Origin of the sequence: Algibacter sp. R77976 (assembly GCF_044594645.1) — a bacterium.
Taxonomy (GTDB): Bacteria; Bacteroidota; Bacteroidia; order Flavobacteriales; family Flavobacteriaceae; genus Algibacter_B.
The window spans coordinates 1,092,444-1,110,766 of sequence record NZ_CP138989.1 but is presented as its reverse complement, the minus strand read 5'-3'; the positions used below and the strand labels follow the sequence as shown (position 1 = coordinate 1,110,766).

Genomic DNA, 18,323 nt, shown 5'->3' with positions numbered 1-18,323 from the left:
TGTTGATATTTATTCTTTAGGAAAAGTAACTTTAAATGTAGTGCCTTTGTCTTTTTCTGAAACAAAAGAGATGCTTCCATTATAAGTTTCAACTATGTTTTTTACCATAGCCAGCCCAAGCCCCATACCACTAGTTTTGGTTGTAAATTTTGGTTCGAACACTTTTTCTTTATTCTCTTCTGCGACACCCGTGCCATTATCTGCTACAGTAATAACAACATTGCCATTGCTCTTACCAACATTAATAACAATTTTAGGTGTTTGGCTATCTGGCATAGCTTGAATAGCGTTTTTAACCAAATTTGTAACCACTCTAATAAGTTGGGTTCTGTCTAGTTTTGCTATAATTTCTTCGGCATCTGAAGTGAAAACTATATATTTTTCATTAAAAATATCTAAGGCCAGTTTTACAATTTTTACGACGTTAAGTGTTTCATTTTGTTGCGCGGGCATTTTTGCAAAATTTGAAAATGCCGAAGCTATAGAACTCATGGTATCTATTTGCTGAATTAAAGTCTTACTATATTCATCTACTTTAGAATGGATATTTTCATCTTCTGGATTAAACTTACGCTGAAAATTTTGTACCGTTAAACGCATAGGTGTTAACGGATTTTTAATTTCGTGTGCTACTTGTTTTGCCATTTCTCTCCAGGCTTGTTCGCGCTCGCTTTTTGCTAATTGTACGGCACTTTCTTCAAGCTCGTCAATCATACTATTATATGATTTTACTAGAGATGAAATTTCTTCGCTAGTATCATCTACTTCTATTTTTTCGTTACGCCTTTCCAGTCTTGTGGCATTCATTTTATCGCTAATAGTTTTTAACGACTTGGTGATGTATTTTGACAACCAAAAGGCTATTGCAATAGCCGTTAATAATACAAGCATAAAAGCAAAACCTATACGTTTTAAAAACTCTTGAAGTTCTTTAACTAAAAAATCGTCTTTCTCTAAATACGGTATGTTTAAAATGGCAATAGGATTTGATTTATTGTCTGTAATATAAGTGTAAGACGATTGAAAGGTTTCTCCATTTTCTTTATGAATATCTACATATCGGTGCTGTGCTATTTCAGTTTCATTATTAAAAGTAACGTTTTGAGTCAATGCATTCATAATTTCAGCGTCTATGCATTTTTCTGCTGTTTCGTTTTGCAAACCTGCCTTAGATGAAATTAAAAGCCCGCCATCCAGATCGTATAAATTAGTTTGAAGTTTATGAATGTCTGCAACATTATAAATTTCTTCTTTAAAAATATATGGAATGTTTTCAGTTTTAACTTCCCAAGTATTCTGCCTACTATTTAAATAACGCTTAAGATGGGTTTGAATACTACCTTCTTTACGCTCTAGTCGACCTTCGTGGTAATCTCTACTCTGTTCCTGATATTGATATATGGCTACTGCCGAAATTAGTACAGATCCCACCAATACTAGCAATATCATGGCTAAAAAAATACGGGTACGTAAGGATAGCTTTTTTAATTTCATTGGTTTAAATATAGCAATAATCAAACCAAACACACTAAGGGTTATTTAAAAAATATTAGCTGGCCGGTACTGCGCTAGGGATAGTAATGAAAAGCCCACAGCCCGACGCAGGAGGTGCGAGGACTTGTAATGGATAGCCCGACCCTTGCGGTAGCGCCCAAATAACAAAATGTTTATCCTTTTTGCTTTATTTTTTGTTTCCTTAAAAGAATACTATTGTAACAAAAACACGGATAAACGACCAAAAAACAGGATGAAATTCAAAACGACGTGCATTTTATCGATTAAATTCGTTTTATATCGTATTTTTTACTTAATTGTTTCTAAAGACAAACCAATGAAAACTATAACTACCCTTCTCATTTTATGTTCTTTTTTTATAATGAGTTCTCAAAATGATGATGAAATAAAAGGCATAATTGTTAACCAGCAAAATATTCCTGTAAAAAATGCCACCATAAGTATTCCTTCTGCGTTTTTAAGAACTGTTTCTAGCGAGGATGGTAAATTCAATTTATCATTAGCAAATATGATTTATAAAACAGATGATGTTATTGAAATTTCTATCGAGGATACGGATGAAATTATTAAGTTAACAATAGATGATTATTTGAAATTAAATAAAAAGGTCTTTGTAATGAGTGGCGGTGAGAAAAAGGTTGCAAAAAATAAAAAAGCTATTGCAACTATTAAACAAGAGCCAACTAAATATACAGAAGCTAAAAAAACATCATTAATTTTAGATAATGTAAAAAAAGGAAATAAAATTTCTATTAAAAATTATAAAGGGAAGGTGTTTTTTAAAGAACTTATTGAAACATCTAACCTTAAGAAAAAAGAATTTGATTTAAACTATTTAGTAGATGGTAGTTATTTCTTTGAAATTGAAAAGGATTTACAAATTAGTATTATACCTTTTAATATTAGCTACGAAAAAGGAGTGATATACTCAAAATATAATAAAACAAGATTTTTTAAACCGCATATTAAGGTTGAAAATGAAGTGGTAATATTAACTCAAATTTCTGAAAACGGAGATCCAATCACTATTAATATTTATGACGAAAACAATCAACTTTTATATAATGATACTACTGAAAATGAATTAGATATCCAGCGTGCCTTTAAACTAAAAAAAGGGAGTTTTAAATTTGTAATAACCTCCAATAATAGAGAATACGCTACATTAATTAATAATTATGATTAGTTAATGTCTTTTCTCGTAATTTAAGCTTCAGGGTTTTTATCTCGAATGTTTTTGTAAACTTTAAAACCTAACATGATGAGAACGCCTAGGATGAAAATCCCTACTACACCCCAAATCCAATTGATAGCACTTTTTAAAATGACTAAAAAGATGACTGCAAAAAGTATAAACGTTGCGCCTTCGTTCCAGATTCGCATGTAACTTGATGTTTTTTTAACGACATCGTTTTGTAATTGTTTATAATATTTATGTGTTATTAGGTGATAAATGAAAAGAAGTATGATGAATCCTAATTTTACTTGCATCCAAGGTTGATAGAATAAATATGGATTTATGGCAAATAGGCTTAAGCCAAAAACAAGGGCTAAAACAGCCGATGGCCATGTTATGATATACCACAAGCGTTTTGCCATTAATTTAAGTTGCTTGCCTAAAATTTCTTTTTCGGGCGATGGTTTATGAAAGGCTTCTATTTGATACACAAATAACCTTGGAATATAAAATAAGCCCGCAAACCAAGTGATTACAAATATTAGATGAAAAGCTTTAAGGTATTGGTAATATTCCATGAGTTAAGTTAATAAAGTTTTATAAGCAATTTATTAATTGGAAGTGTGCCTAAATATTGCGATGAAACTTGAGTCATTAAACGTTTAATGGTTTTCTACAGGTATCCATTCTTTAGCGATATTAGCAATTACTTGCGCAAAGTCTTCACGGTCGTTCAAGCAAGGAATAACTGTAAATTCTTTTCCGCCAACTTCATGAAAAATCTCTTCACCTTCCATCGCTATCTCTTCTAAAGTTTCTAAACAATCGCTTACAAATGCTGGTGTTACGATAGCCATTTTTTTAACTCCTGCTTTACCCATACGTTCTATAGTACGATCTGTATACGGTTGTAACCATGGGTCAAAACCTAGTCTAGATTGAAAGGACGTCGAATATGTGCCATTTTTTAAACCTAATGCTTTAGCAACATTAACTGTGGTAATTTCGCATTGGTGTCGGTAACAAAACTCATGTTGTTCACTTCCTTTTTTGAAGCAACATTTTCCATCCATTTTACAATTTCCGTTGGTTATATCACTTTTACGAATATGACGTTCTGGAACACCATGATAACTAAAAAGAATATGCTCGTAATCTAGTCCTTCAAGCCTTTCTGATATACTTTTAGAAAGTACACTTATATAATCTGCCCTTTCATAAAAGGCTGGCGTTCGCGTTATTTTTACTTGAGGAAAATGTTCTGCAACCAATTCATCTACTTTAACATCAATGGTTTCTGTAGTTGCCATGGCAAATTGCGGATAAAGCGGAATGGTTTTTATTTCTGTACACCCTTTATCTACTAATTCTTGAAGTCCTTTTTTAAGAGTCATACTTCCGTATCGCATGGCTAATGCCACAGGCAATTCTAACTTTTCTTGTACTTTGTTTTGAAGCCTTTCAGATAGAACTATAAGAGGAGATCCCTCGTCCCACCATATTTTTTTATACGCAGCTGCAGATTGTTTTGGTCTTGTATTTAATATAATACCTTTAACTAAAAGCGTTCTGGCCCAAAGCGGCACATCTATAACACGCTCGTCCATTAAAAACTCACCTAAATATTTTTTTACATCTTTAGGGCTTGGACTATCTGGCGAACCAAGATTTACTAATAAGATTCCTTTTTTCATATTGCAAAAATACAACACAAATTGAAATCATTATATGTACTTACAAATAATTCCTTTGGATTAGTAGTTGGTATCTTTTTTTTCCTCTTTTTGCTCATGATATAACTTAGGACGTTTCTCGTTATAATCGCAATCTTGAAAAATACCGCATGATACATTAGTACGTGCTAAAGATTTACCTCTTACTAGGTGTTTAGATAAGGCTTCAATGTCTTGATTTAAGAATTTCATAATAGATAATTTTGGGGTTCATCTATACCAAAGTTAATTTTAAATTTTTAAAAATCATTAACTTAAAGACATAACGTATTTTTTTGGGGTCGTACCGTATTTCTTTTTAAAAGCAGCAATAAAATGACTAGATGTACTATAACCAACCTTGTGCCCCACTTCATTTACATTATCGTTACCAGATTCTAATAATTTTCGTGCCACTTCCATTTTATAATCAAACAAAAAACTAAAAACCGAATCGCCATAAATTTGTTTAAAACCTTCTTTTAATTTTTTAAGACTTAGGCCTATTTCATCAGCAAGCTCTTGTAACGTTGGAGGTTCGGCCATACGAGAAACAATTATATCTTTAGCTTTTCTAATTTTAATAACGTTGGTTTCGTCTACCAAAAATGGGCATTGTTCAACATCGGCATCTTCACTTCTATTAAAATATAAGCTCAACAACTCATAAGCTTTTCCTTTAAAGTACAATGATTTTATTGATTGATTAAGGTTGTAATTAATTAATTGATTTAAGACGATAGCCATTGATGGCGAAATAACACCATCTTTATAATACTTTTTATCTTTGTTATCGGCACTTAAAAACGTAATATAATCGGCTTCTTGCGAAAACAAACTGTGAAACTTTTTAATAGAAATTACTACAGACACTATCCATGAGTTAGGATCGACCTGAAGATTAATAGGTAATTCGCGCTGCGGATTGTATAGTAACAACGAATTTTCTTCATGAATATCCAAAGTATAATGCCCTTGGTTAAAAACAAACTTAGTTGAGCCTTTAACACAAAAATGAAATTGCAAAAATGTGCTATTTATATCTTTAGCAACACTTTGAGTTAAACTTAGATCGTTTTTAAACATTAAAATCAAAAAACCATCTTCAACTATTGTTTCTTCAAAAGAACTTTTAGCGACACTTTTTTTAGTATTAAACTCTTTATTCATTGTTATTTATTTAGATCCATTCTAAACTAAGCATGAAAAATCAGCCTAATTCACTACAAAAATATGAGATTTATCAAGTTTTCAAAAAAAACAACGTTAAAAAACCACAAACGATACTAAAAGTTCTTTTAGCGTTACTTTTTTTTAAGCCTTCCTTATATTTTTGCTTCACATTTTCAGGTATAGCAATGCAGAAGTACAACATTAGTAAAAGTAGTTCCTTTTATGCTATTGGCTTAAGTTACAAAAAAGCCGATGCAGATATAAGAGGTAATTTTAGTTTAGACGAAGATTCTAAACTAAAATTACTAAATCAAGCAAAAGAAAATGATATTGAAAGTTTAGTTGTAACTTCTACCTGTAACAGAACCGAGATTTATGGTTTTGCGCAACACCCATTTCAACTTATTCAATTACTTTGTGACAACACTCGTGGTACGGTTGAAGAGTTTCAAGATGTGGCTTATGTTTTTAAAAACAAAGATGCCATATCGCACATGTTTCGTGTTGGGTCTGGTTTAGACAGTCAGATTCTTGGCGATTTCGAAATTATTAGCCAATTAAAAATTAGTGCTAAACTTTCTAGAAAACATGGTTTATTAAACCATTTTACAGAGCGTTTAGTAAATGCTGTTATCCAAGCAAGCAAACGAATTAAAACAGAAACTGATATTTCTTCTGGAGCAACGTCTGTTTCATTTGCTTCTGTTCAATACATTTTTAAAAATGTAGAAAACGTTTCAGATAAAAATATTTTATTATTCGGTACAGGTAAAATTGGAAGAAACACTTGCGAGAACTTAGTAAAACATACCGAGAACGACCATATTACTTTAATTAACAGAACTAAAGACAAGGCAGAACAAATTGCTGGGAAATTTAATTTATTAGTTAAAGATTATGCTAATTTACAAGAAGAAGTAAGTGCATCTGACATCTTAATAGTTGCAACTGGTGCGCAACGCCCAACTATTGATAAACACCTTATTCAAACGGATAAACCGCTTTTAATTTTAGATTTATCTATTCCAAAAAATGTAAATGAAAATGTTGAAGAGTTAGAAAACGTTTCACTTGTTCATTTAGATCATTTATCACAAATTACGGATGAAAATTTAGAAGCTCGAAAAGCACATATCCCTTCCGCGGAAGCGATTATAGAAGACGTAAAAACAGAATTTAACAGCTGGTTAGAAACAAGAAAATTTGCGCCAACTATTAAAGCTTTAAAACATAAATTAGCCGATTTTGCTACGGCAGAATTAAATACACAGCGTAAAAAACATGCTGATTTTAATGAAGCTCAGGCAGAATTGATTAGTAATAATATCATTCAAAAAATTACGAATCATTTTGCCCATCATTTAAAAGATGATAATGTCTCTACTGATGATAGCCTGGAACTTATTAAAAAAGTATTCCAATTAGAACCTTCCACAAAAAATGTCTAAAACCATAAGAATTGGTACGCGCGATAGTGAATTAGCACTATGGCAAGCCAACATAGTAAAAAAATTACTCGAAGAAGCTGGTCATAAAACAGAACTTGTACCTGTTAAATCTACAGGAGATCTCGTGTTAGACAAACCACTTTACGAACTTGGAATTACCGGGATTTTTACCAGAACTTTAGATATCGCCATGTTAAATAATGACATCGATATCGCAGTACATTCTTTAAAAGATGTGCCAACAGTTTTACCCAAGGGCATTATACAAGCGGCCGTTTTAAAACGTGGAAATGTAAATGACACCCTTGTTTTTAAAGACAATGAGGAGTTTTTAGGATCTAGAGACGCTATTATTGCAACCGGAAGTTTACGTCGTCGCGCACAATGGCTAAACCGTTTCCCAACACATACTATCACAGATTTACGTGGTAATGTAAATTCACGTTTACAAAAACTTGAAGATAACGATTGGAACGGTGCTATTTTCGCAGCTGCGGGCATTGGTAGAATTGGAATAAGACCAGAAGAAGCTATTAATCTAGATTGGATGATTCCTGCTCCTGCTCAAGGCGCTATTATGATTACAGCTTTAGATGAGGATGACTTTGTAAAAGAAGCCTGCGCAATATTAAACCACGAGGAAACAGAAATTTGCACCACTATAGAACGTGAGTTTCTAAACAAACTTGAAGGTGGATGTACGGCACCAATAGGCGCTTTAGCCTATATTAAAGATGAAGAAATCAACTTTAAAGGTGTTTTATTAAGTCCTGATGGCACAAAACGAATTGATGTTACTAGAGTTAAGAAACTAGGAGAACATAATGATATGGCACAGTATTGTGCCGATTTTGTTATTGAACGTGGCGGAAAACGTTTAATGGATAAAATTAAAAATTCAGATAGAAAAACAAATGTATACTCTACAAAGAGTTTTACTGAAGACCAACGTTTGCTGCTTCATGAAAAGGTAGTTGCAGAAAGTTCAGATTTCATTAAAATTAGTTTAAATCGTATTCATCCTCGTTTCTTAAAAAACGAAATTGAAAACGTAGTCATTACTAGTAAAAACGCAGTAGAATCTTTAACTACAAACTATTCAGCAATCGAATTACAGTTTAAAAATATTTACTGTGTAGGTCGTAGAACAAAACGTTTGGTAGAAAATAAAATAGGCAAAGTAAAGCATACCGAAAAGAATGCTAAAAAACTTGCTGAATATTTAGTCGATTATATTGAAGGTACCGAAGTCACTTACTTTTGCAGCGATTTAAGGTTAGACGATTTACCTACTATTCTTGACGAAAACAATATAAAAGTTAACGAAATTGAAGCTTACGAAACTAAATATGATGGCTTAAAAGTAGATGATTCTGTTGAAGCGGCTATGTTTTACAGTCCATCAACTGTTGAGAGTTTTGTACGCAGTAATAACAATGAAGTTATCGCATTTTGCATTGGAGAAACCACAGCCAAAGAAGCTAAAAAACATTTTAGCGATGTTAGGGTGGCTAAAGTGCCAACTGTAGAGAGTGTGATTGAGTTGGTTAATGAACATTATGTTTGATACATATAATTAAATGAGAATTAAAATAATTTTTTTATACATATTATTTACGGGCTGTTCGCCTAGGTATAAAATGACTATAGAGAACTCAATAAAAGGTAACATAAATGCAAACCATGAAATACTTATTCTAGACAATAATTCGAATATTACGATAGATACCAACTCCTTAATTGCAGAAATTAAAGGGCCATATCAAAAAACTTTTACTCCAAAAAAGGAAACCCTGAAAGGTTGTGGATATTCTGAAATCATTAGGGACTTAAAAGAAAAATCACAACAATTAGGAACAAATATTATTGATATTTTTGAATTAAAAAAGCCAAATGGAATTAGCAATTGTTATAAAATCAAAGCAAAACTATACAGAAACATTGATGACAAATTAGTTGATAGTATTAAGAGTTATAATAGCTCAAAAAATATTTCAAAATTAGATAAAAATGCAAATTTCGCTTTGATTCATTTATACAGACCCAAATGTTTTTATGGCACTATTGTTAAATTCGATATTTTAATGGATAACAATGCCTTTATCACCAAATTATCTAATGGACAAAAAATATCATTTAAAATATTTGATTTTGGCGTTCACACTTTTTCTGGTATAAATCAGAAAAATCACAAAAAAGAAATTTCAATAGAAGTAAAAAAAGGTCAAGAGTATTATTTACGTTGTGGAGTCGATATAGGCCGAGACTATGGGGTTCCTCAATTTTCACTAATAGATAATTTAACTGGTTTATCTGAATTCCAAAAAGTAAATTAACGATTTTTACGTTAATTCAAAAAGAAGCAAAAATGATAAACAGTTGAATAAATAAAATCAAAAACAGCCGATAACCCTTAGCCAAAAAAGCGAAAGGCAAAAAGCTAAAAGCCAGATATGATTAAAAACGATTTATTTTTAAGAGCATTAAAAGGAGAAACTGTAAACCGTCCACCTGTTTGGATGATGCGTCAAGCAGGACGTTATCTTCCAGAATTCATGGAAATTAAGGCTAAATACGATTTCTTTACACGTTGTCAAACGCCAGAATTAGCAAGTGAAATTACAGTACAACCTATCCGTCGTTACGGAATGGATGCAGCTATTTTATTTAGCGACATATTGGTAATTCCTCAAGCTATGAATATTGAGGTACAAATGAAACCAAATTTCGGTCCATATTTACCAAATCCAGTACGCTCACAAAAAGATGTCGATAATGTTATTGTTCCAGATGTAACACAAGCATTAGATTATGTTTATCAAGCCATAAAAGCAACCAAAGAAAAACTAAACGACGAAATTCCGTTAATAGGTTTCGCAGGTTCACCGTGGACTATCTTATGCTATTGCGTACAAGGTCAAGGCAGTAAAAATTTCGATAAAGCCAAAGAATTTTGCTTTACAAACCCTGTAGCAGCTCATCAATTATTACAAAAAATAACAGATACAACTATTGCTTACCTTAAAGAAAAAGTAAAGGCAGGTTGTAACGCTGTACAAGTATTCGATTCTTGGGGAGGCATGTTATCACCTGTCGATTATCAAGAATTTTCGTGGCAATATATCCAACAAATTATCGATGCCTTAAAAGACGACGCTCCGGTTATCGCCTTTGGTAAAGGCTGTTGGTTTGCACTAGGCGACATGGCAAAATCTGGCGCATCTGCACTTGGGGTAGACTGGACTTGTTCTGCGCGTAACGCCCGTTATTTATCTGGCGGAAACATTACGCTTCAAGGAAATTTCGATCCAACACGTTTATTTTCTCCTCCGGCAGAAATCAAAAAAATGGTTCGCCAAATGATTGACGATTTTGGTAAAGACAAATACATCGTAAACCTTGGGCACGGTATTTTACCGAATATTGGTTTAGACAATGCCAAAGCGTTTATAGACGCCGTTAAAGAATACGGAAACTAAAACATTTTGGGCGTTCCCTACTTTTTAATGTAACAAGTTTTAAAAAACAGCTCGGGCTTTACGCTATACCTGCCTGGCGGCAGGCAGGTCTTTTTTTGTCATTTATGGCAGCAAAAAAAAAGGATGCCGCTGCAATCCCTATCGCAAGAGTAAAAAGTATAATTTTACATTCCTTTAAAAAGTTATATTTTTATATAAATAACTTTAAAAATATATGCCTAATAAATTTCAGCATCTAGCTAAAAAATATGCCATATTAAAAAGAGGTTGGTCGCCCCAACAAAATTTATTTTATGGTTTTTTTACTTATATCATCTTAGGCTTTTTATTATTAAGCCTGCCATTTGCTCAAAAAGAAGGTGCTTCCTTCCTAGACCATTTGTTTATTTCTACCTCAGCAGTATCAACAACAGGTCTAGTAACAGTTCCTATTTTCGATACATATAATACTTTTGGCCAATTAATAATTATGGTATTAATTCAGCTTGGAGGTATCGGTTATTTAACCTTTACTACATTTATGTTGTTATCTACCACCAGAAAAATGACGCCTTGGCACAAAAAAATACTATCAACAGAGTTTACACTTCCAAAAACCATAAAGATTAACGACTTTTTAAAATCAGTTATTCTATTCACTTTAATTATGGAACTCATTGGAGCAATTCTATTTTTTATTGCTTTTAAAAGCGACGGTATGCCCTTCTTTGAAGCCCTTTGGATATCTATTTTTCATAGTGTAAGCACTTTTTGTACTGCTGGATTTAGTTTGTTTAATAATGGGTTTACCGATTATGTAGATGATAATTTTATAAACTTCATAATTGCTATGCTTGCCATTTGTGGCTCTTTAGGATTTATTGTAATTACCGATTTTGGCTTGTGGATAAAACACAAAACACACAAAATAAGCTTTACAACAAAAATTATATTTTACGGGTTTTTAATTTTACTTACCCTGGGCACATTATTCTTCTACTTTTTTGAACCTTCAATAACAGCCCTAACTGGTAAATCTCGATTTTTAGCTTCCTTTTTCCAAACCATGACAACCATGACAACGGTAGGGTTTAACACCGTAGACTTTGGAGCCTTCTCGCAAGCCATGATGTTAATTTGTATTTTCTTAATGTATATTGGAGCTTCGCCATCGGGTACTGCTGGTGGTATAAAAATAACAACCTTAACAGCCGTTTTCGCAATTATGAAAAGCCAATTAAAAGGTAGCAAACACATCACCTTTTTAGGACGCATTATTCCTTATGATAGATTATACACAGCCATGTCAGCATTTATATTTTACACCATAATTATATTAATAGGGACATTTTTAATTACTTTAACTAACGATCTAAAGTTTGAAAACATCTTATTTGAAGTAGCCTCTGCGCTCGGTACTGTGGGAGTAAGTACTGGTATAACGGCAGAAATAAATACCTTTGGAAAAATAGTTGTTATCTTTCTTATGTTTATTGGTCGCTTAGGTGTACTTACATTTGGCTTAGCACTTTGGTCTAAAAATGTAAAACAAGAAAATGAAAACTTTTTAAAAGAAGACATAGCAGTTTAGATATGATTAAAAACATCATTTCAGGAATTAAAGCATACTTCGGTGCTTTCGGTTTAATTTCAAAACTAAAACTTTGGAAATATTTTGCTGTTCCCATGGGTATTAGCTTAGTAACAGCTATTGTTGTTTTTGGTTCAGCTTACGGATTATCAGATAATATTGGCGCCTTCATTTCAAAAATATGGATTTGGGATTGGGGACACGAAACCTTTACTTCAATCAGTAATTTTATTGGCGGGTTAATAGTTGTAGTTATCGGTCTTATTCTTTTCAAACACATCATAATGGCATTATCTGCGCCGTTTATGAGTCCTGTTTCCGAAAAAATAGAAGCACACCTAACAGGTAATCCGTTGCATTCACATAGAGATACTACGTTCATGCAACAACTATTACGAGGTATAAAAATTAATGGTAGAAACCTGTTTATGGAATTACTTCTAACCATACCTATTCTGCTTTTAAAATTTATCCCGGTGGTAAATATATTCTCAACTATTTTACTCTTAATGGTGCAAGCTTATTATGCTGGTTTTGGAAATATGGATTATACTTTAGAGCGTCATTTTCAATATAAAGAAAGCCTTCAATTTGTGCGTAAACATCGTGGTTTAGCCATAGGTAATGGTATTGTATTTATCTTGTTTTTATTAATTCCAATAATAGGAGTAATTTTGGTATTACCATTATCGGTAACAGCAGCTTCAACTAGAACAGTAGAAGCACTTCAAATTAAAAACAAACCAGTTCATGCAACTTAATTTTGGTTCATATCGTATCACCCCTATTCATCCAAAAGATGGTTGGTCTGTTTGCAACTTTGCTGTGGCTAACGAAGACAGATTAAAACGCTATTTTCCAAAAACCTTAGAGCAAAATTTAACACCCGATTTATCAAATATTTTTGTCGACAAAAAGACTAAACAATTTGAAAGCAAAGAAGAATTCCTATTCACCTTAAAAGAAAACGAATCTCATAAATTAGTAGGTTTAGTTTATATAAAAGAACTTAATTGGGATACTAAACAAGGGGAGTTTGCATATTGTATCGATTACAATGTGGAAGGCAAAGGAGTAACAACTGAAGCTGTAAAACTGTTATCAGAATATGCATTTGAAACATTGAGTTTAAAAGCGCTTCAAATTATAGTTCATAAAAGTAATTTAGGCAGTATTAAGGTAGCAGAAAACAATAACTTTACCTGGATTAAAACCCTTAAAAACGAACACACACCTCCTGGAGAACAACCGTTAAACATGGAGTTATACGAATTGTATAAAGAGATTGAATAGCATGAAAGAAAAATTCTTTAAATATATACACGAACTACAAGATAGTATTACATCAAAATTAGAAGCTATTGATGGTAAAGCAATATTTCAAGAAGATATTTGGAAACGACCAGAAGGTGGCGGCGGACGTACCCGTGTAATTGAAAACGGAAACGTTTTTGAAAAAGGCGGGGTGAATATTTCTGGGGTTCATGGTAAATTACCAAAATCGATGCAAGCCTATTTTAAAGTAGGCGAAGTTGATTTTTTTGCCTGTGGATTAAGTTTAGTCCTGCACCCTAAAAACCCAATGACGCCAACCGTACATGCCAACTGGCGTTATTTTGAAATGTACGATAAAGACGGAAGCATTATTGATAGTTGGTTTGGTGGCGGACAAGACTTAACGCCTTATTACTTGTTTGAAGAAGATGCTAAACACTTTCATCAAACTTGTAAAACAGCTTGCGATAAGCATAATACAGAATTCTACCCAAAATACAAAGCACGTTGTGACGAGTATTTTTACAACAGCCACAGAAACGAAGGCCGAGGTTTAGGCGGTTTATTTTTCGATTATTGCAAGGCATCAGAAGATATGACCATGGAAAACTGGTACAACTTTGTAACCGAAGTTGGCGATAGTTTCCTTGAAGCTTATGTGCCTATTGTTGAAAAACGCAAAGATCTGCCATACACAGAAGCACAGCGTAACTGGCAAGAAATTCGGCGTGGTCGTTATGTAGAATTCAATTTAGTACACGATAAAGGCACGCTTTTCGGATTAAAAACCAACGGACGAATAGAAAGTATCTTAATGAGCTTACCGCCACATGTGCAATGGGTTTATGACCATCATCCGGAAGTAGGAAGCGCAGAAGAGAAGCTTATTGAAGTATTACAAAATCCTATTGAGTGGGTTTAATTAAATATTAACAACGGTATGACCAAAAGCATACAAAAATTCATATTATATTTTATAATAAGCAGTTTAGTTTACTACAGTTTTCTAGTTGTAGAAACCATAAGCTTATATTTCAATGAGTTTGGTTTTGACCTGGCAAATGCAATCTTAGTAAGTTTTAGCTCAATTGTATCTGTAATTAATTTTGGGGTATTCATCTCAATAATATTGATAACAGTTGACCTATTAAAAGAAAAGGTCAGAGTTTTTAAAATTTTAAAATTTGGATTAGTTGTATCGCTAATATTCGGAGGAGTGATGTTCTTTTTATCTAATAATGTTATTCCAGAATTACGAATAACTTCTTTCTTAAACAGATATGAAAATGCAAGAAAAGAAGTATTCAGCTCTGAAGAAAGAGCCAAAAAAACAAGAGAGCTAAAGAATAAAGATGCAAGCATGATGAGTATTAGATTAATCAATAAATTTTCAGATTCATTGGAAAATCAAAACTCGTCTCAAAAGAAAATAATAGCTGACTTATTTCAAAAAATTCCAGACAGCATAATAGAAAGTGATTTTTCTAAAAGGGAAATTACTAAATACGATATTTCAAAAAACAAATTAACACCCAATTTTAGTCGTAGAGAATTGATTAATCTAAAGATGGAAATCAGAAAAAACAAAGCTTTAAGGAAACAGCTAAGAACTTCTAATTGGAAAAAAAACGAACGCTACCTTAATATTTTTCTAACTGTATTTTTAGCTTGTTTTGGAATTGTTATAGGAACGAGTTTTAAAAATCAAGTAATGTTCTCATTAGTTTGTATTGGAATCGTAATTTATTCGCAAATATTAACTTTATTGACTGCGATGACAGATTATTTTATTAATGAAAAAAACTTAATTGGAATGATTTTCAAACTCGCATTAATTTTAGCTGTGTTTTTATATTTAGTCAATAAAATGAAAACTAATAAAAACACTAGTATTAATACATGAATTGTTACTGCGGAAGCTTAATACCCTACTCTAACTGCTGCGAAAAAGCACATAAAAACAGAGCTGAAGCCAAAACAGCCGAACAACTTATGCGCTCTAGATACTCAGCTTTTGTGTTAGCTAATGGCGATTATTTAATGGATAGTCATCACGATTCTACCAGACCAACACAAGAAAAAAAGGCCATTGTAAAATGGGCAAAATCTGTAGAATGGATAAAACTAGAAGTATTAGAAACGTATAAAGGAATAGTAAGCGATACAGAAGGCACCGTAACCTTTAACGCCTATTTTTACGAAAACGGAAAAGTAGATATTATTCATGAAAAATCGGCTTTTGTAAAAGAAAATGGAAACTGGTTTTATTTAGGTTTAAGTAATTAATTTATTTCCAAACCACAACCTCTTTCGACACGTCTTTAAAAGCATTATAAGTATGAAACAACCTAGCTTTTAAGAGTAGTTTCCTGCCTTCAACCTGTCTAGTAAACACCAATTTATTTCGACCCATAAATTTTGTCCAGTACCTCTTAAAAATCACAGCATTTTCTTTTTGGTTGCCAAAAATTTCAGGCACAGGGTAAAAGTTTTCAATATTAAGTCGTTTTCTAAATAAATTAGTTTTAATAATTAAATATCTAGGGGAGTCAACGGGATCTAAAATTTCAGATAATGCTCTAGAAAATAAAGCACTTTCATAATTATTAGCGCCAACTAAAGCACAAACCACATCGCCTTTATCTAATCGCTGTGAAACCACCTCAATATCATGAATATTGGTAGTTAAAAGTTTTAATTCATTTAAGGTATGCAATATTGCTAAGCCTATGTTTTCAATCTTTTTATGTAAATAACCATTACGCAAATAAAGCGAAATTGCCTTGTATAATTTTAAACCAAAACGAAAAACAAAAGCGCCCATAAAAGCGTAAATAAAATACGTTAATCCGCGACTAATTATGAGTTGTACACCTTCAAGAATAAATTCAAAATAAAACCATAACATGGTTAAAGATAATTCGGCAACGAAAAAGCGAACGGCATCGAAAAAGTAGATCTGTTTTTGTTCTTGATAAGGTTTCTCATCAAGATGAAGCAACTTTACTTGCTTGGTCAATTTTGTACCGCTTCCAATTGATCTTCCCCATTTTTGGGTAATTACGGGTCTTTTACTTGCATTTTCTAAAGTTTGGGCATTTAAATTTTCAATATCTTCAACTGAAATTTCATCAGGAAAATTAAGTCTATCAAAACCATTAGAAATATATGGAATCGTTGAATTGGTTATACCTACAAAAGCTTCAAATCGGCGTTTTAAAATATCTACTTCTCTTCCTCCATCTGGAGATGTTGGATCTACACAAGCTAAATGCCAAATGTTTCCTGTTTTATTCGGTTTGTCGGCATCTTTTCGAATCGCTCTTCCACGCATTTGGTTTGAAGACACAAATGAACCGACAAAAGAGGCTAAAATTAAACTATTAATAGAAGGCGCATCCCAACCTTCGCCTAACAACGATTTTGTTCCTACTAAAACTTTAATAGTCCCATTTCCAAAAAGCTTGGTTAATATTTCGACTATAGATTTATCAGCTTTACTTTTAGTAGAAACTTGTAAAAAAGACTCATCGACTGCTAAAGGCGAAAATGAAAAATTATCTAGACCCTCAAGGGCTTCAAAAGCATTTAAAATAGATTTATGAATAATAACCAAACTGCCCGTTAAAACAGCGAGTTCTTCATTATTTGAACAATAATTTTTTACATATTGAAAAATAGGTAAAACGCCTATTTTATTTATACTTTCAATATTTTGCTTCGTAGTATTTAGAAACTCCTTTCGAATATAATCGGTTAAAATAACACAGCTTAAATTTGAACCTAAAGTATCCCGTTCAGACGACACAATTTCTACTATACTTTTTAACTTACTTGGGCTATACGCTAACGATTTATAAAGCAATTGTTCCCCAACAAAATTGACTTGATTCCGTTCTAAAACATTAAGTTTTCTTAAGGTTTTTTCAAGACTTGAAAGATATGATTCGTGAATTAATAATTGCTCTCTATCAACAATCAAAAGGTTTTGAAGTAAAATTTGCAACCATTCTAAATTCAGTTTTGGAAATTGAATCGCTTCATTTTTATAAAAACCTAGAATTTCTAATTTCTCTTCTTCGATAGAAATTCCACAAGCATTCAGAAAAATTAAAATTGACGAAAAATAAGATGTATTCGAGTAAATAGCATCCAAATAAACCCTTGGATTCTTGTAAAATCTATGATTTTTCAGAAGTGCTATGAACGCTTCATCTTGCAATAAATCATCTTGAAACTGAGAAATTTTCTTCCGGTATTCAACAATGAAATTAATTTCTAAATCGTTGGGTTTCGAAAAATATACGAAATCTTGATGCGGACATAAATCGTTTTCTTTTACCAAATCGGGTACCGCAATTTCATCATCTACCTCACCACAAAGCGTAAAATATTTTGTTAGTTCGCTTCGGCTACTATCGTAAGGCGGTGTTGCAGTTAAGGCAACTACAAAAAATGAATTACGGTTTTTTAAAGCCATAAGACATTTCCACCAAGCACTTTTTAAATGGTGTGCCTCATCTAAGACAACCGTTTCAATATCATGCTTTTCAAAAAATTTAAAGTAATCTTCTTTGTCTTCAAAAGATTTATAAAGGGCATGAAGTGATTGGTAAGTTGAAAACGTAACATCACTTGGCTCTTTAATATTAAAAGAGCAGGATTCAAAGCTATTATTATGAGTAAAAAACTCTTGTAGCCTTGCTTCCCATTGATTCCGAATAGTTAACGTAGGCGCTAAAACCAATGTTTTCTTTCCTAATCGTCTTAAAATTTCGATGCCTAAAATGGTTTTTCCAGAACCCGGAGGCGCAATAACATGAAAATGGTGGTCTTGAATATGGCTATCAAAGTTTTGTAATAACGTCTCTTGATAACTTCGCCAAGGGAACTTAAATTCTAAAACACTTAGGGATTCTAACAATACAAAATGAGTTTTAATGATTAACTTTGTATCTGATAAAAGTAATCATT

Annotated in this window: 17 protein-coding genes; 11 read left to right on the top strand and 6 right to left on the bottom strand. The window is 32.4% G+C overall.

Translation table 11 applies throughout. The annotated features are described in order from the left end of the window. Positions 1–9 precede the first annotated feature (9 nt). Positions 10–1,494, bottom strand: a complete 1,485-nt coding sequence (locus SJY43_RS04805; RefSeq protein WP_396602710.1) for an ATP-binding protein — start codon at positions 1,492–1,494, stop codon at positions 10–12. 337 nt (positions 1,495–1,831) lie between these two features. Between SJY43_RS04805 and SJY43_RS04800 the strand changes: the two genes are divergently transcribed. Next, positions 1,832–2,701 (top strand): hypothetical protein, encoded by an 870-nt coding sequence (locus tag SJY43_RS04800; RefSeq protein WP_396602709.1) that lies wholly within the window; start codon positions 1,832–1,834, stop codon positions 2,699–2,701. 20 nt (positions 2,702–2,721) lie between these two features. Here the strand turns inward: SJY43_RS04800 and SJY43_RS04795 are convergent, their stop codons facing one another. The 4 genes from SJY43_RS04795 to SJY43_RS04780 all read right to left on the bottom strand — a co-directional run bounded on the left by SJY43_RS04795 (position 2,722) and on the right by SJY43_RS04780 (position 5,574). Further along, positions 2,722–3,270, bottom strand: coding sequence for a CopD family protein (locus SJY43_RS04795; protein WP_396602708.1), 549 nt, complete (start codon positions 3,268–3,270; stop codon positions 2,722–2,724). 84 nt (positions 3,271–3,354) lie between these two features. After that, a complete protein-coding gene (gene hemH, locus SJY43_RS04790; protein WP_396602707.1) occupies positions 3,355–4,386 on the bottom strand; it encodes a ferrochelatase in 1,032 nt (343 codons plus the stop codon). A gap of 60 nt (positions 4,387–4,446) precedes the next feature. Continuing rightward, positions 4,447–4,617 carry a hypothetical protein gene (locus SJY43_RS04785; protein WP_396602706.1) on the bottom strand — a complete coding sequence of 57 codons (171 nt, stop codon included), beginning with the start codon at positions 4,615–4,617 and terminating at the stop codon, positions 4,447–4,449. A gap of 57 nt (positions 4,618–4,674) precedes the next feature. Next, positions 4,675–5,574, bottom strand: coding sequence for a helix-turn-helix transcriptional regulator (locus SJY43_RS04780; protein WP_396602705.1), 900 nt, complete (start codon positions 5,572–5,574; stop codon positions 4,675–4,677). A gap of 188 nt (positions 5,575–5,762) precedes the next feature. Between SJY43_RS04780 and hemA the strand changes: the two genes are divergently transcribed. From hemA to SJY43_RS04730, 10 genes are all read left to right on the top strand, one after another. Continuing rightward, positions 5,763–7,025 (top strand): glutamyl-tRNA reductase, encoded by a 1,263-nt coding sequence (gene hemA, locus SJY43_RS04775; protein WP_396602704.1) that lies wholly within the window; start codon positions 5,763–5,765, stop codon positions 7,023–7,025. Beyond that, positions 7,018–8,592 (top strand): hydroxymethylbilane synthase, encoded by a 1,575-nt coding sequence (hemC, locus tag SJY43_RS04770; RefSeq protein WP_396602703.1) that lies wholly within the window; start codon positions 7,018–7,020, stop codon positions 8,590–8,592. Before hemA ends, hemC begins: the two co-directional genes overlap by 8 nt. A gap of 73 nt (positions 8,593–8,665) precedes the next feature. Continuing rightward, entirely contained in the window at positions 8,666–9,361 is a 696-nt protein-coding gene (locus SJY43_RS04765) for a hypothetical protein (RefSeq protein WP_396602702.1), read from the top strand. A 117-nt stretch (positions 9,362–9,478) separates the two neighbouring features. Continuing rightward, positions 9,479–10,504: a uroporphyrinogen decarboxylase gene (gene hemE / locus SJY43_RS04760; protein ID WP_396602701.1), complete on the top strand. Its 1,026-nt coding sequence runs from the start codon at positions 9,479–9,481 to the stop codon at positions 10,502–10,504. A 214-nt stretch (positions 10,505–10,718) separates the two neighbouring features. Further along, complete coding sequence (locus SJY43_RS04755; protein WP_396602700.1) at positions 10,719–12,074, top strand: TrkH family potassium uptake protein; 1,356 nt, start codon at positions 10,719–10,721, stop codon at positions 12,072–12,074. Between the two features lie 2 nt (positions 12,075–12,076). Beyond that, positions 12,077–12,835, top strand: coding sequence for an EI24 domain-containing protein (locus SJY43_RS04750; RefSeq protein WP_396602699.1), 759 nt, complete (start codon positions 12,077–12,079; stop codon positions 12,833–12,835). After that, complete coding sequence (locus SJY43_RS04745) at positions 12,825–13,367, top strand: GNAT family N-acetyltransferase (protein ID WP_396602698.1); 543 nt, start codon at positions 12,825–12,827, stop codon at positions 13,365–13,367. Before SJY43_RS04750 ends, SJY43_RS04745 begins: the two co-directional genes overlap by 11 nt. Before the next feature lies 1 nt (position 13,368). Continuing rightward, complete coding sequence (gene hemF, locus SJY43_RS04740; RefSeq protein WP_396602697.1) at positions 13,369–14,271, top strand: oxygen-dependent coproporphyrinogen oxidase; 903 nt, start codon at positions 13,369–13,371, stop codon at positions 14,269–14,271. Positions 14,272–14,289: 18 nt separating this feature from the next. After that, the gene (locus SJY43_RS04735) at positions 14,290–15,252 is read left to right on the top strand and encodes a hypothetical protein (protein WP_396602696.1); all 963 of its coding nucleotides are present in this window, start codon (positions 14,290–14,292) and stop codon (positions 15,250–15,252) included. Next, positions 15,249–15,635 (top strand): YchJ family protein, encoded by a 387-nt coding sequence (locus SJY43_RS04730; protein WP_396602695.1) that lies wholly within the window; start codon positions 15,249–15,251, stop codon positions 15,633–15,635. The genes SJY43_RS04735 and SJY43_RS04730 overlap by 4 nt, the downstream gene beginning before the upstream one ends. 1 nt (position 15,636) lies before the next feature. Here the strand turns inward: SJY43_RS04730 and SJY43_RS04725 are convergent, their stop codons facing one another. Further along, on the bottom strand, positions 15,637–18,273 hold the full coding sequence (locus SJY43_RS04725; protein WP_396602694.1) for a DEAD/DEAH box helicase family protein: 2,637 nt from the start codon (positions 18,271–18,273) through the stop codon (positions 15,637–15,639). Between the last annotated feature and the right edge of the window lie 50 nt (positions 18,274–18,323).